This window comes from Actinoallomurus liliacearum (assembly GCF_039542035.1).
Taxonomy (GTDB): Bacteria; Actinomycetota; Actinomycetes; order Streptosporangiales; family Streptosporangiaceae; genus Actinoallomurus; species Actinoallomurus liliacearum.
Genome location: NZ_BAABHJ010000002.1, coordinates 266427 through 279124, shown reverse-complemented (window position 1 = coordinate 279124; position 12698 = coordinate 266427). Strand labels below are relative to the sequence as shown.

General features: G+C 70.3%; 14 protein-coding genes and 1 pseudogene. 8 read left to right on the top strand and 7 right to left on the bottom strand.

What is annotated here, in order from left to right:
- Positions 1 to 33 precede the first annotated feature (33 nt).
- A complete protein-coding gene (locus tag ABD978_RS03900) occupies positions 34 to 570 on the bottom strand; it encodes a DUF1062 domain-containing protein (protein WP_345348354.1) in 537 nt (178 codons plus the stop codon).
- Between the two features lie 496 nt (positions 571 to 1066).
- Between ABD978_RS03900 and ABD978_RS03895 the strand changes: the two genes are divergently transcribed.
- Positions 1067 to 1585, top strand: a complete 519-nt coding sequence (locus tag ABD978_RS03895) for a carboxymuconolactone decarboxylase family protein (protein ID WP_345348351.1) — start codon at positions 1067 to 1069, stop codon at positions 1583 to 1585.
- A gap of 245 nt (positions 1586 to 1830) precedes the next feature.
- Here ABD978_RS03895 and pdxR read toward each other — a convergent pair whose 3' ends face one another.
- Positions 1831 to 3321 (bottom strand): MocR-like pyridoxine biosynthesis transcription factor PdxR, encoded by a 1491-nt coding sequence (pdxR, locus tag ABD978_RS03890; RefSeq protein WP_345348348.1) that lies wholly within the window; start codon positions 3319 to 3321, stop codon positions 1831 to 1833.
- 70 nt (positions 3322 to 3391) lie between these two features.
- Here pdxR and ABD978_RS03885 point away from each other — a divergent pair, with 70 nt between their 5' ends.
- Together ABD978_RS03885 and ABD978_RS03880 are read left to right on the top strand one after the other, a co-directional pair.
- Positions 3392 to 4003, top strand: coding sequence for a LysE family translocator (locus ABD978_RS03885; RefSeq protein ID WP_345348345.1), 612 nt, complete (start codon positions 3392 to 3394; stop codon positions 4001 to 4003).
- Between the two features lie 26 nt (positions 4004 to 4029).
- Positions 4030 to 4761, top strand: coding sequence for a B3/B4 domain-containing protein (locus tag ABD978_RS03880; protein ID WP_345348342.1), 732 nt, complete (start codon positions 4030 to 4032; stop codon positions 4759 to 4761).
- A gap of 92 nt (positions 4762 to 4853) precedes the next feature.
- On the opposite strand, the pseudogene ABD978_RS43750 reads toward ABD978_RS03880, so the two are convergent.
- Positions 4854 to 4970: pseudogene (locus ABD978_RS43750) on the bottom strand (helix-turn-helix domain-containing protein); the annotation flags it as partial.
- A 237-nt stretch (positions 4971 to 5207) separates the two neighbouring features.
- On the opposite strand from ABD978_RS43750, the gene ABD978_RS03875 reads away from it, so the two are divergent.
- Complete coding sequence (locus ABD978_RS03875; RefSeq protein ID WP_345348339.1) at positions 5208 to 5654, top strand: hypothetical protein; 447 nt, start codon at positions 5208 to 5210, stop codon at positions 5652 to 5654.
- A 178-nt stretch (positions 5655 to 5832) separates the two neighbouring features.
- Here the strand turns inward: ABD978_RS03875 and ABD978_RS43745 are convergent, their stop codons facing one another.
- Positions 5833 to 5961: a DUF397 domain-containing protein gene (locus ABD978_RS43745; protein WP_425550666.1), complete on the bottom strand. Its 129-nt coding sequence runs from the start codon at positions 5959 to 5961 to the stop codon at positions 5833 to 5835.
- Positions 5924 to 6787, bottom strand: coding sequence for a Scr1 family TA system antitoxin-like transcriptional regulator (locus ABD978_RS03870; protein WP_345348336.1), 864 nt, complete (start codon positions 6785 to 6787; stop codon positions 5924 to 5926). The genes ABD978_RS43745 and ABD978_RS03870 overlap by 38 nt, the downstream gene beginning before the upstream one ends.
- A gap of 178 nt (positions 6788 to 6965) precedes the next feature.
- On the opposite strand from ABD978_RS03870, the gene ABD978_RS03865 reads away from it, so the two are divergent.
- The 3 genes from ABD978_RS03865 (at position 6966) to ABD978_RS03855 (ending at position 10148) form a co-directional block, all read left to right on the top strand.
- Positions 6966 to 7637: an ATP-binding protein gene (locus ABD978_RS03865; protein WP_345348333.1), complete on the top strand. Its 672-nt coding sequence runs from the start codon at positions 6966 to 6968 to the stop codon at positions 7635 to 7637.
- A 127-nt stretch (positions 7638 to 7764) separates the two neighbouring features.
- Complete coding sequence (locus ABD978_RS03860; protein ID WP_345348330.1) at positions 7765 to 8958, top strand: YncE family protein; 1194 nt, start codon at positions 7765 to 7767, stop codon at positions 8956 to 8958.
- Between the two features lie 65 nt (positions 8959 to 9023).
- Positions 9024 to 10148: a PucR family transcriptional regulator gene (locus ABD978_RS03855; protein WP_345348327.1), complete on the top strand. Its 1125-nt coding sequence runs from the start codon at positions 9024 to 9026 to the stop codon at positions 10146 to 10148.
- A gap of 73 nt (positions 10149 to 10221) precedes the next feature.
- Here ABD978_RS03855 and ABD978_RS03850 read toward each other — a convergent pair whose 3' ends face one another.
- Entirely contained in the window at positions 10222 to 11100 is an 879-nt protein-coding gene (locus ABD978_RS03850; RefSeq protein WP_345348324.1) for an SDR family NAD(P)-dependent oxidoreductase, read from the bottom strand.
- A 97-nt stretch (positions 11101 to 11197) separates the two neighbouring features.
- Between ABD978_RS03850 and ABD978_RS03845 the strand changes: the two genes are divergently transcribed.
- The gene (locus ABD978_RS03845) at positions 11198 to 11764 is read left to right on the top strand and encodes a TetR/AcrR family transcriptional regulator (RefSeq protein ID WP_345348321.1); all 567 of its coding nucleotides are present in this window, start codon (positions 11198 to 11200) and stop codon (positions 11762 to 11764) included.
- Between the two features lie 37 nt (positions 11765 to 11801).
- On the opposite strand, the gene ABD978_RS03840 is transcribed toward ABD978_RS03845, so the two are convergent.
- Entirely contained in the window at positions 11802 to 12698 is an 897-nt protein-coding gene (locus tag ABD978_RS03840; RefSeq protein ID WP_345348318.1) for an RNA polymerase sigma-70 factor, read from the bottom strand.

Genomic DNA, 12698 nt, shown 5'->3' with positions numbered 1-12698 from the left:
CGGTCCACCTCGCGCGCCGCGGCTACATCCTCGCTAGTCCCCGGCCATCACGGTGAAGGTGAATCCGGCGCTCGTCGGACGGCGCAGCGGAATGTCGCACTCGATCCGGCGCAGTACATCGTTCCTGCTGAGGCCGAGCCCTTGCGCGATGAGCCGTTCCGGGCGCACCGGTACCGGATCCTCGAACACGACCTTCACCTGGACCGGCGCCTCGTTGAGCCGTGCCGGCGGGGTGTCCAGCCGCCAGGCCCCCGCCCAGTCCAGGGTGAAGCGGTTGCGCCGGGCGAGTAGAGGATCCAACAGCCTGGACGCCACCAGTTCCGGATCGTTGACGCGGTAGCCGTGGATCTCGGCCGGATCGAAGGATCTGACCGGCGCTCGCTTGTGCACGATGCGCTTGCTCGTCCGATCGCAGGATACGCAGTGGACCAGCAGCCACACGTCCAGCAGCTTGCTGTTGGCGTTGACGCGGAACCTGCCCTCGCCGGTGGTGGCCGACTCCGACCGGCAGTCCGCGCACCGCAACGACAGCAGAGGCAGCCTGGTCCGGCGAACGACCCAGGGCAGCACGGTATGAGGTTGTGAAGACATGAGCTCTCTAGACCTGACACGAGGCCGATCGCGCGCGGCCTCAAACGCTGTATGACCGGGCGCGCATGGGCAGCCCGGCAGAGCCGACGGGAGCGTCGGCTTGAAGGTGAGCTGAAGAAGGTGTCAGGTCTAAAAAGCAGGCGGGGTCATGCGGTCTTGTCCTCTGTCCTCACTGCGATGGGCCGCAGGCAACCTACGGGAACGCGGAAGGAAGGCTCAACCGCTTTTCCGGGGTCTGAGGAACATCCCCGCGAGGACTACGGGCTGGAGACCGTGAACCGGGAGCGCCGTGTCAAGTTCGTCCAGCACCATCGCGAGCACCTTGTTTCCGCGCAGAATTCGAGATTTTCGCCGCCGGGGGATTCGACAAGACAGCGCCTCTGAACGTGATGTCGGTGCCCAGCCTGACATTTCGAGCGCCTGTGGTGTCGGACTGGTGAGACACCATCCAGCACACCGGAAGGAAGACCTCACCATGTCCACGCCACCGATGACCGATACGACGACGGAGCAGGACGGCATCCAGTCGCGTCTGCCCAACCTCACCGAGCTTTTCCCCGAGGTGGCGAAGCTCTCCGGAGCCGTGCGCAACGCCGTCTGGAACGGGCCGGTTCCGCAGACCACCATCGGCCTGATGCTGCTCCGCGCCGCGCAGATCGTCGGCAGCACCTACCACGCCATCTCGTTGACCGACAAAGCCCGCAAGGCCGGGGAGACCGAGAAGCGCATCACCGCCGCGGCGACCTGGCAGGACGCCCCCTACTTCACCGACGCCGAACGGGTCGCGCTGGAGCTCGTGGAGGCCGTCCTCACCCCGAACCCGTTCGGGGAACGCGTCTCCGACGACCTGTTCGCCAAGGCGTCCGCGCTCTACGACGACGAGGCGCTCTGGACGCTCACCATGGCGATCGGCCACTTCTGCCTGTTCGTCCCGGTCGCCCTGATCGGCAAGCCGATCCCCGGCAGGCCCATCGGGAAGAACTACAGCAAGTAAAGGGGGCTGATGGACCCCAGGGCTGGAGGTCCACGAAGGGCACCGGCGCGACCGAGGACGACGTGAGGCGTCTGTCCGGCTCGGTCACGCCCATCTTCGACTGTCTGAACCGCTAAGCGATCACCCCGTCGGGACCCGGCCAGTCGTCAGTTGGCTGGCCGGGACCTCCGTGTCGAGCATCCCGGCGCCGGTCGTCGACGGACCGGCCGGGTGTGATCAGCCCCACTGGACGCCTCGCGGAGCCGTCAGCGCACACGGCGTAGTGCCTCGCCGATGACCGCCACGCCTTCGCCGATGGCGGTCGGGACGCTCGCGGCGTAGCCGAGCACGAGCCCTGGGCGGCCGGGGCACTGCCTGTGCCATGAGAGCGGCTGCACCTTCACCCCGTGCGCGAGCAACGCGGCGGCGAGGTCGACGTCGGAGAACCCGGCGTCGAAGGTGATCGTCAGGTGCAGGCCCGCTGCGGCGCCGTGCACCGTCGCGTCCGGTAGGTGGGCTCCGATCGCATCGATCATGGCGTCTCGGCGACGGCGGTGGCGTCTGCGCAGCAGCCGCAGATGGCGTTCCATCTCTCCCGATTCCATCAGGCGGGCCAGCACCAGTTGCGGAAGCGCCGCGTTGCCGAGATCGGCGAACCGCTTGGCGGCCACGACGGCGTCGCGGTACCGCGGTGGCGCGAGGCACCATCCGATCCTCAGCGCCGGTGCCAGTAGTTTGGACACGCTCCCGGCGTAGCAGACGCGCTCGCCGAGCGGCGACCGTAGCGCCGGAACCGGAGGCCGGTCGTAACGGTGCTCGGCGTCGTAGTCGTCTTCGATGATCAGGCCACCGTCATCGACCCACCGCATCAACTCGCGGCGCCGGTCGCCGCCGAGCACCACGCCGGTCGGGAACTGATGTGCCGGGGTGAGCAGGACAGCCGGGGCGCCCGTCGCCCGCAGCGTACCGACATCTATCCCGTCGGCGTCGACCGGCACCGGCGGGGTGGCCAGCCGCCGGTTGTGCAGGTGCTGGCGGGCGCCCAGTGATCCGGGATCCTCCACGGCCACTTCGCGGATCCCGGCCTCGACGAGCACCTCCGCGAACAGTCCGAGCGCCTGGGCGGTGCCGGCGGTAATGATCACATCTGCCGGGTCGGCGAGGATCCCGCGGTTGCGGGCCAGCCAGTTCGCCACGGCGACGCGCAACGCCGGGCATCCTCGGGGATCCCCGTATCCGAGGGCGGAGGATCCCAGGTCGGCGAGCAGTGAACGTTCGGCGCGCAGCCACGCGGCCCGCGGGAAGGCGGCCAGGTCGGGCACGCCCGGTGACAGATCGATCCGTGCCGCGGCCGCCCGCAGCGAGTCGAAGACCTCGACGCCGGGTGACGCCGTGAACACCGCGTCCGTCGCCGTCGCGCCCGCTGGAGCGGACCGCGGCCGCGCCGGGGGCGTCCGGCCCGGAGCACCGACGACGATCGTTCCGCCCCGGCCGCGCCCTGCGACGTAGCCCTCCTCGCTGAGACGCTGGTAGGCCTCGGTGACGACGCCGCGGGACACGTGCAGATCCCGCGCGAGCACCCGGCTCGCGGGCAACCTGCTTCCCACGCTCAGGAGGCCGTCGCGGATCGCCCACCGGAACCGCTCGGCGAGCCATTCGGACAGCCCACCGACGGGCGCGTCCTCGACGTTCAGCTGGAGGAAATCCGAGCCGGCTGTTATGGACTCCTCGAAGAGGTCTTCATTGGACCTGTTCATCAGGCCATTGTGGCGGCAGAGTGCCGGTCACGAGAACGGCCCATCACCGGAACCCATCAGGAGAGCCACCTTGAGCATCGCGTTCCTGGTGACCACGCTCATCGTGGTCGCCACGCCCGGCACCGGGGCGATCTACACACTGTCGGCGGGCCTGTCGCACGGCCGCCGCGCGAGCGTCGTCGCCGCGATCGGCTGCACGCTCGGCACGGTTCCCCACATGGTGGCGGCGATCACCGGCATGGCGGCGCTGCTGCACACGAGCGCGACGGCGTTCCAGCTCGTCAAGTACCTGGGGGTGGTCTACCTGCTGTACATGGCGTGGGCCACGCTGAAGGACACGGACCCGATCGTCGCCGAGGAGGAGACCGCACCGCGCCCGGCCGGTCGCGTGATCGCCTCCGGCGTCTTGATCAACCTCCTCAACCCGAAGCTGACGATCTTCTTCTTCGCCTTCCTGCCGCAGTTCGTCGACACCGGCGAGCCGGGCCACGTACTGCGGATGCTGGAACTCAGCGCTGTGTTCATGCTGGTCACGCTCGCGGTCTTCGCCGCTTACGGCGTTTCCGCCGCCTCGGTACGGGACCACGTGACCGCGCGGCCGCGAGTGATGGCCTGGCTACGCAGGGGCTTCGCCGGATCCTTCGTCGCCCTCGGCGCCAAACTCGCGCTCGCCGCCCGATGACCGCCCACTCCACGACGGACTCGATCATGTACTTCCAGCATTTGGACGAGATCTGGTCCGAGTACCCCGAACTCGTCGCCGGCGCGCTCGTCGCCACGGGGATCACCGCCGACGCGGTCGTCGAGCCCCGGATCGAGGCGTTCAACACGCTCGCCAAGGCGCGACTCGCAGCGGGCACGGAGTCCGACCTGCCCGAGATCCAGGCCTGGCGGCGCACCTTCTCGAGGATGGGACTCAAACCCACGCGGTATCGATGCGCCTCGGAGTCGCTGCTGCGGCGCTTCCGCAAAGAAGGCGCCCTGCCACGGATCCACCCGTTGGTCGACCTCTGCAACGCCGTCTCGCTTGCCTTCGCGATCCCGGTGGCCGCGCTGGACGTCGCCAGGGTCTCCGGGCACCTCGAGGTCCGGCGCGCGGCCGGCGACGAGAACTACCTGACGCTCTCGGGAGAGCCGGAGAATCCGGAACCGGGAGAGGTGACCTTCGTCGACGCCGCCGGGCATGCACACGCCCGGCGGTGGACGAACCGGCAGAGCGGTCACTCGGCCGTTCGCGACACGACCCGTACGGCCTTGATCATCGCGGAGGGTGTGCACTCCTCGGCGGCCAAGGACGTCCCAGACCTCATTGCCACGCTGTCGGACGCGCTGAGCAGCACCTGGCCGACCACGGTGCGGACCGCGAGATTGAGCCGCTCCGCGCCGCGCTTCGACTTCGCCGTCCCGTCGTACGGCGCCGGAGACGAGAAGCAACGCTGACCGGCCGTACAGGCCCCGGCAGCGGACCTGCGGCCCGTCAGCTGCGGCGGGCGGCCGATCGCGCCGGCCGTGGTCCCGGCGGCCACGTCGCGAGGTGGAAGGACCTGGCCGCCCAGGTAGCGGCTCCACGCCGACTCGCTGCGGGAGGTCTTGCGCGCCAGGGCGGCCAGGCGCAGCCCGCTCCGGTCCTTGAGAGCACGCGACCGCACCGCCAGGTGCCGCACCTCGGGTTCGGGGGTGTCCGGCAGTGGCGACCACGCCCCCAAGAGGGTCCCTCCGTCCCGCGCCGTCCCGCCGGGACATCCCGTCTCCGCAGCTCAGTGCCTGGGACGTCCCCGCGCGGCCCTGCCCGGTTCGCCACCGTATCGGGACGCGTGTCCGGCGCCTGAGGATTCGATCGAGCGGCGGCCACCGGGGCCACCGCGGACGATCAATGAGGAGCGAAGGTGCGAATCACCAACGCGGCCAAGACCGGCCTCATCGGACTGGCCACCGCCGGGACGGCGCTCACCCTGGGCGCCACCATCCCCTCCGCCCAGGCCGCCACCCCCACCACCGCCCACACGGTGACCGCCGCCGCCAGCAGTAAGTGCATGTGGTTCAACGCGCCCAAGGTCCACGGCTACACGGCGAAGATCAAGCTCTGCTGGAACTGGGCGTACGACGGGCACGGCGCCTACAACGGTGTCATCCACGCGACCTACTACGACTCGTCCAGGACCAACGGCACGCTCTACGTCAAGGCCCGGATCTCGAACCGCTGGGTGGCCACCCTCGGCGCCGGCCACGAGGTCTCCTATGGCACTCACAAGTACCTGCCCTACAGCCACGGCAAGAACCTGGCGTTCCGCGCCTGCCTCTCCCACCACGGCTGCGGCCCCAACGGCCACTGACCCGGTGCCGCCCTTGGACAACCGGAGCGGATAGCGCAGATCAGCCGAACACGACGCGGCCCCCACCCTCGCCGGCAGCGAACCGAGCCAGAGTGGGGGCCGGCGGCGTACGCAACGCTCGGTGAAGGACGCCCCGGCCGGGTGAGACGTCCAAGAACGCGCGACGCGGAAGGGGTGTCTACCGAGACTTCCGTTCACCTCGCCCCGTCGATACGTTCGTGACCGCCACCTCGACGCAATCGCCTTCGTTTCCGCCGCTCTTACTGCTCTTACGCCAGAAGGCATCGACCGTCTCTGGAAGACTCATATTGCGACGTTAACCGCTCGATGAGCCGCAGAGAAGCACCTTCGCTCAACGATGCGTCCAGCAGTCGGGTGAAGGTGGCCTCGGTCAGGGCCACGTCACTCTCCTTTTCCATGAACAGGCTTTTCGTGAACTGCTCGACCATCGACACTGTCAGGCCGCCCGGCGGCCGGAGCGTGAACAGGCCGAATGGCCCTGCCAGCCAGAGATAGGCGCCCGCAGAGTTGGGGAGCACTCGGAGCGTCACGTGTTTGAGTTGCGCGGCGTCGGCGAGCCGACGCAGTTGGGCGTACATGAAAGCGGGGCCGCCGACCTGATGGTGGAGGACGGATTCACTGATTACGGCGACGTAGTGCGGCGGTTCAGGTCGCTTCAGCACCTCTTGTCGGGCCACCCGGAAGTCGACGAGTGCACGGGCCATGCGGGCAGATCCCGACGGCCCGGCCGCGATGAGACCACGGGTGTACTCGGGGATCTGTAGGAGGCCAGGAACCACGCATGGTTGAAAGGTACGGATCAGTTCCGCGTCCTCTTCGAGGCTGGCGAGGTCGAGGGCAGCGGCGGAGATGCGGCCCTCGTAGGCGCGTTCCCAGTTCTTGCCGGGCTTGTGGGTGGCGAGGTGGAGGAGGGAGTCGCGGAGGGGACCTTCGGGGACCTCGTAGAAGTTCAGGAGGTCGGCGAGTTCCTGGGGGTCGATGGAGTGGAGGCCGTTCTCCAGGGTGCTGAGCCAACTCTTGGAGCGGCCGTAGCGGCGGCAGGCGGTGTCGATGGTCAGCCCGCCGTCCTCGCGGGCCTTGCGTAGTGCCGAGCCGATGCGGCGCAGGCGCACGGATGGGATGTTCCGGGAGGGCATCCACCCACGCTGTCACGCACCGTGTCCGCTTGTATACGCATAGCCGCCAGGAGAATGTTCGCCCGGCGAAAGTTCCGCCCAGGTCAGCGGGTGTTGCGGCCTGCCGCGGTCGGTGGTGACCGTAAGTCTCCGACATGGGGAAGGGAGCCGTCGAGTGCAGGTGTCGAAGACGCGGTACGCGCTGCTGGTCCGGTTGGCGTGGGAGTTGCGGGGCGCGCCCGTGACCTCGCTGCTCGTCGTGCCCGGCCACGGCGAAGCGGTGCTGTGGGTGCTGGGGCGGGGCGGCCGCAAGGAGGCCGTGCTGGCGGTGCCGCGGCCGGACCGGTGGCGGATCCTCTGGCGTGGCGCGGAACTGGACGCGGCGTCGGTGCCGGAGGCGGCCCGGGCGGATCGCGGCGGCGGTCGCGGCATGACCGAGGTGGGGGAGGCGACCGGAGAACCGGTCGTGCTCGGGCGGATCACGCTGCCAGGGTTTCGGCGCTCCGTCGCGCACGCGCGCATGTTCCTGCGGGACCTGCTGCCCTGCGGTCATCCGGTGATGGACGACCTGGTCATGGTGGGGAGCGAGACGGTGTGCAACGCCGTGACGCACACCGCGTCGGGTCGCCCCGGAGGACGGGTGACGGTCGCGCTCATCGCCGACCGCGGTGCGTACCGGCTGGAGGTCACCGACGACGGCGCCGGTGGCGCGCGGCCGCGCCTCCGGGACGAGGAGGGCGGTGAGGGCGGGCGTGGGATGCGGATCGTCGACGCGCTGGCCCGGCGCTGGGGTTACCGGGAGGACGGCGACCGTACGGTCGTGTGGGCGGAGTTCGCCGGTAGGTGAGCCGGTTGTCGGTGGGCGACATCGGAGCCTTGTGACGTTGGCGGCGGCGATCTGTGCGGCGGCGCGTCCCGTACTCAGACTTAGGCGCGATCCCGTTTCGGGCGACGGCGGTTCGTGAGGAGACGAGATGTCCGGCAGGAGACTCAAAACCCTGATGGTCTGCGCGGCGACGGCCGCGGTGCTGTCCGTTCCGATGAGGCCGGCCGGTGCGGCCGGGCTGCGCGACGTGTTGTTGGTCGGCAACAGTCAGTCCGGCAGCGTCAGCTTCATCGACGGGCACACGTACCAGAATCTCGGGTCGTTCAACGTGATCGGGGACCTGCAGCAGCGGCTGAACGAGATGGACCCGATCCAGCGGGCCGGGTACGAGACGGTCAAGCAGATCGAGGGCGGGGACCGGTTCGTCGACGACGTGCAGTTGTCCCCGGACGGCAGGACGCTGTACGTCTCGCGCGGCAACCTCGACGACGCCGCCGCCTTCGATCTGGTGTCGGGGCGGCAGCTGTGGCACACCCGGCTGGACGGCTTCCACGCCGACCACGCGGCGCTGTCCCCGGACGGCAGGAGGTACGTCATCTCGGCGACGACGGCGCAGGTGGCCGAGGTGCTGGACCCCGCGACCGGGGCGGTGGTCGGCAAGTTCGCCACTGGGACGTACCCGCATCAGAACGACTACACGGCCGACGGGAAGTACATCTACAACTCCAGCATCGGGGTGACGTCGCTGCCGCAGTCGCTGGAACTGCTCAAGGGCAGCTTCCGGCTGACGAAGGTCGACGCGGCGACGCTCCAGGTCGTGAAGACGTGGAACCTCCCGCACGGCATCCGGCCCAACCTCATCGCGCCGGACGGCAACACCTTCTACGCCCAGCAGTCCTACCTCAACGGCTTCGTCAAGTACGACCTGGCGCAGTCGAAGATCGTCTCGACGGTCACGATGCCGTACAGCGCGCACGGCCAGGCGCTGAAGCCGGACGACTACCCGCAGAACTCCGCGCACCACGGCCTGGCGCTGTCCGGGGACGCTTCCAAGCTGTGCGACGTCGGGACGATCGACGACTACACCGCGATCGTGAACACCGCGGACCTGTCCACGAAGGGCTTCGTGAACTACCCGACGGACAGCCTGCCGTACTGGGGGACCACCAGCGTCGACGGTACGCGCTGCTTCGTGTCGCTGAGCAAGGCGAACGCCGTGTCGGTGGTCGACTACGCGACGGCGACGGAGGTCGCCCGGGTGCCCGTCGGGGTGTTCCCGCAGCGGGAGCGGATCGGACAGGCGGCCCCGGAGGCGATCGCGGCCCTCACGCCGGCGGGCTGAGCGGTCCACACTGGGCGTCACGGAAGATCCGCACCGTGACGCCCAGTGCCGTACCGGGAGACGAGATGACCGAACGCGCCGTGCTGCGCCGCCTCATGGAGAAGATGCGCGCCGACCCGCGGACGCTCGAGGCGGTCGTCGAGGCGGCCCGCGCGCAGTCCCCGCCGATCGCGGCGCTGCCGGTGCAGGAGGTCCGGCGGCACATCGCGGCGCTGCTGGCGGTGGTGTCCGCGGCGTTCATCGACGAGTCGGGGCTGAACGAGGACGACGCGCGGGTCGCGGACCGGCTGGCCACCGACCGGGCGTTGCAGGGCGTGCCGCTGGCGGCGCTGCTGGACGGGTTCCAGGCGGCGCGCTCGCACGTGATGACGCGGCTGCTGAACGAGGCCCGGTCGGCGGGGGTGTCCCTCGACGGGCTGATCGAGGAGCTGATGGAGCTCGACGCGTACGCGAACGGGCTGCAGAACCGGCTGGTCCACGCGTTCCGGGAGACGGAGCTGAGCCTGGCGAACTCCGCGCACGCCGCCCGCGTGCAGGCGCTGCGGGACCTGCTGGGCGGTGGCCCGGTGTCGTGCGCCGCCGACGCGGGCCTGGACGCGCGGCGGCGCCATCACTGTCTGGTGACCGACGTCGGCGATCCGCGGGAGGCGCGGCGTGTCGAAGCGGCCCTGTGCCTGGCCGACGGGGTGTCGGGGCTGGTGGACGGGCGGCTGTGCGCCGTGACGACGCGGCTTCCGGCGGATGCCGCGACGCTCGTGGTGGCCGGCCCGGCGGTACGGCCCGAGGAACTGGCCGAGGTCTACCGGCTGAGCCGGACCGCGCTGGCCTCGGCGCGCCGGCGGGGGCTGGCGGGGCTGTGGGAGCTGACGGCGCTGGCCATTCCGGTGGCGCTGGACGCCCATCCGGCGTTGGGGGAACTGCTGGCCCGGGAGCGGCTGGCCGGCCTGGACGCGGGCGACGAGTTTCACCGGCTGCTGGCCGAGACGGCCGTGGTCTATCTGGACCACGGTGGCCGCGCCGACCAGACCGCCGCCGCGTTGCACGTGCATCCGAACACGGTCAAGCACCGGCTGCGCCGCCTGACGGCGCTGACGGGCTTCGCCGATCCGGTCCCGCCCGGGGAGGCCCTCTCCGACGCGTTGCGGTGGCGGTGGGCGCTGCACGCCTGGCTCGGCGGCCACGGCTTCTGACCACGGACGAAGGCCCCCGGGGCCCTTGTCGAGGTCCCGGGGAGGTGCCGCCCTTCGTCCGTGGTCCCGGCGTCTAGTGATGGCCGAGGGGGTCCAGGTGCTGTGCCGTGGCGTCGTCGGCGGTCGTCGACTCGCTCAGGTGACGCCAGCGCTCGTCCTCGGCCAGCAGGGCCCGGCCGGCCTGGGTGGCATAGGTGTAGGCGTCCGGGCCGACGAGCAGGCGCAGCGGCGGCTCCTCCATCGCGACGACCTCGAGCACGAGCCGGGCCACCTTGACGGGATCGCTGGCCATGGTGACCTGTCCGTCACTGTGCCTGGCGGCCATGCGGCCCACGGTCTCGGCATACTCGGGACGGATCGGGTCGATCCGCATCGACGATCCGGACCAGTCGGTGCGCATGCCGCCCGGTTCCAGGACCGTCACCTTGATGCCGAGCGGGGCGACCTCGCCGGCGAGCACCGACGAGAAGCCGCCGACGGCCCACTTGGCGGTCTGGTAGGCGCCCAGGCCCGGGGTGGCGAGCCGGCCGCCGACCGATGAGACCTGGATGATCCGTCCGGCTCGCTGCGCGCGCATCACCGGCAGTGCGGCGCGGGTCAGCCGGACGACGCCGAACAGGTTGGTGTCCACCTGCGCGCGGAAGTCGTCGAAGTCGGCGTCCTCGATCGAGGCGACGTTGGCGTAGCCGGCGTTGTTGACCAGGACGTCGAGCCGGCCGTACCGGTCGACCGCGGTGGCCACCGCGGCCTCGGCGGCCTGGTCGTCGGTGACGTCGAGGGGGACCACGGTGAGGCGCTCGCCGTGCTCGGCGGCGAGGTCGTCCAGCGCGGACGCCTGGCGGGCCCCGGCGACGACCCGGTGCCCGGCGGTGAGGGCGGCGCGTACGATCTCGCGGCCGAGGCCTCGGGAGGCCCCGCTGACGAGGAAGACCAGAGAAGAGGACGAGGACATGAGAACTCCAGAGGCGAACTAACTAACCGGTTGATTAGTTACAGTTATACTCGCTTCGGCTCGCATGTCAACTAAACGTTCAGTTACGATGGTGCTCGTGGGGAGCAGAGACGCGGAGGCCACCCGGAGACGGCTGCTGGAGGCGGCGCGGGAGGAGTTCGCCGCCTACGGCATCGCGGGCGGACGGGTCGAGCGGATCGCGGCCGCCGCCCGGAGCAACAAGGCGCAGATCTACCACTACTTCGGCAGCAAGGACGGGCTCTTCGACGCCGTCTTCGACGCCATGTGCCGGGAGACGGTCGACGCGGTGCCGATCGACGCGGAGAACCTCCCCGAGTACGCCGGCAAGCTGTTCGACTCCTACGAGCGGCGCCCGTGGGTGCAGCGGATCGCCGCCTGGTACCGGCTGGAGCGGGCCGGCACCGGCGACCTGCTCACCGTCGTGGTGGCGAGCAACGAGGCCAAGCTCAAGGCGGTCGCCGACGCGCAGGCCAGGGGAGTGCTGCCGACGCGTTTCCCGGCGGACGTGCTGCTCGGGCTGGTCATCCACCTGTCCGGCTTCTGGAGCTCCAACGTGCCCGAGTTCGACGCGGTCGTCGCCGGCCACTCGTCCGCGACCCGGCGGCAGGTGGTCGTCGACGCGGTCGCCGCGCTCCTGGCCTGACCTCGTCCCGCCCGGCGGGCGCGAGGGCACCGGTGTCTCATCGCAGGGTGAGCGGCGTCTCGGATTCGAGGTGGGTCAGCTTCTGCGGGTTGCGGACGTAGTACAGGCCGGTGATGCGGGCGTCCTCGACGCGGACCGCCATGACGCCGTCGATCTCGCCGTCCACGCGGAGGAGGAGCGCCGGGCTGCCGTTGACCACGGTGGGGTCGACGGTGAGCGCGACGTCGGCCTTGCCTATGCCGCCGAGCATGTAGCGGACGATCTTGTCGGCGCCGGTGATCGGCCGCAGCGCGGCCTGCTTGACGCCGCCGCCGTCGCTCACGAGCACGATGTCCGGGGCGAGCACGTCGAGGAGGCCCTGTGGGTCCCCGGTCTCGAGCGCGCGCTGGAACGACTCCAGAGCCGCCCGGGCCTGGCCCGGGGAGACCGCCTCGCGAGGGCGGCGGGCATCGACGTGCCCACGGGCGCGGTGGGCGATCTGGCGCACGGCCGCGGGGCTCTTGCCGACGGCGGCCGCGATCTCGTCGTAGCCGAGGTCGAAGGCCTCGCGCAGCACGAAGACCGCACGCTCGGTCGGCGAGAGCGTCTCGAGGACGAGCATCAGCGCCATCGACATGCTCTCGGCGAGCTCGACGTCCTCGGCCACGTCCGGGGCGGTGAGCAGGGGCTCGGGCAGCCACGAGCCGACGTACGCCTCCTTGCGGCGCTTCATGGTGCGCAGCCGGTTGAGCGACTGCCGGGTGGTGATCCGGACCAGGTAGGCGCGCTCGTCGTGCACCTGCGCCAGGTCGACCTTGACCCACCGCAGCCAGACCTCCTGAAGGACGTCCTCCGCGTCGGCCGCCGAGCCGAGCATCTCGTACGCGACGGTGAAGAGCAGGTTGCGGTGGGCGACGAAGGCGTCGGTCGCCGCGTTGGTGGCCTGGTCGTCCAT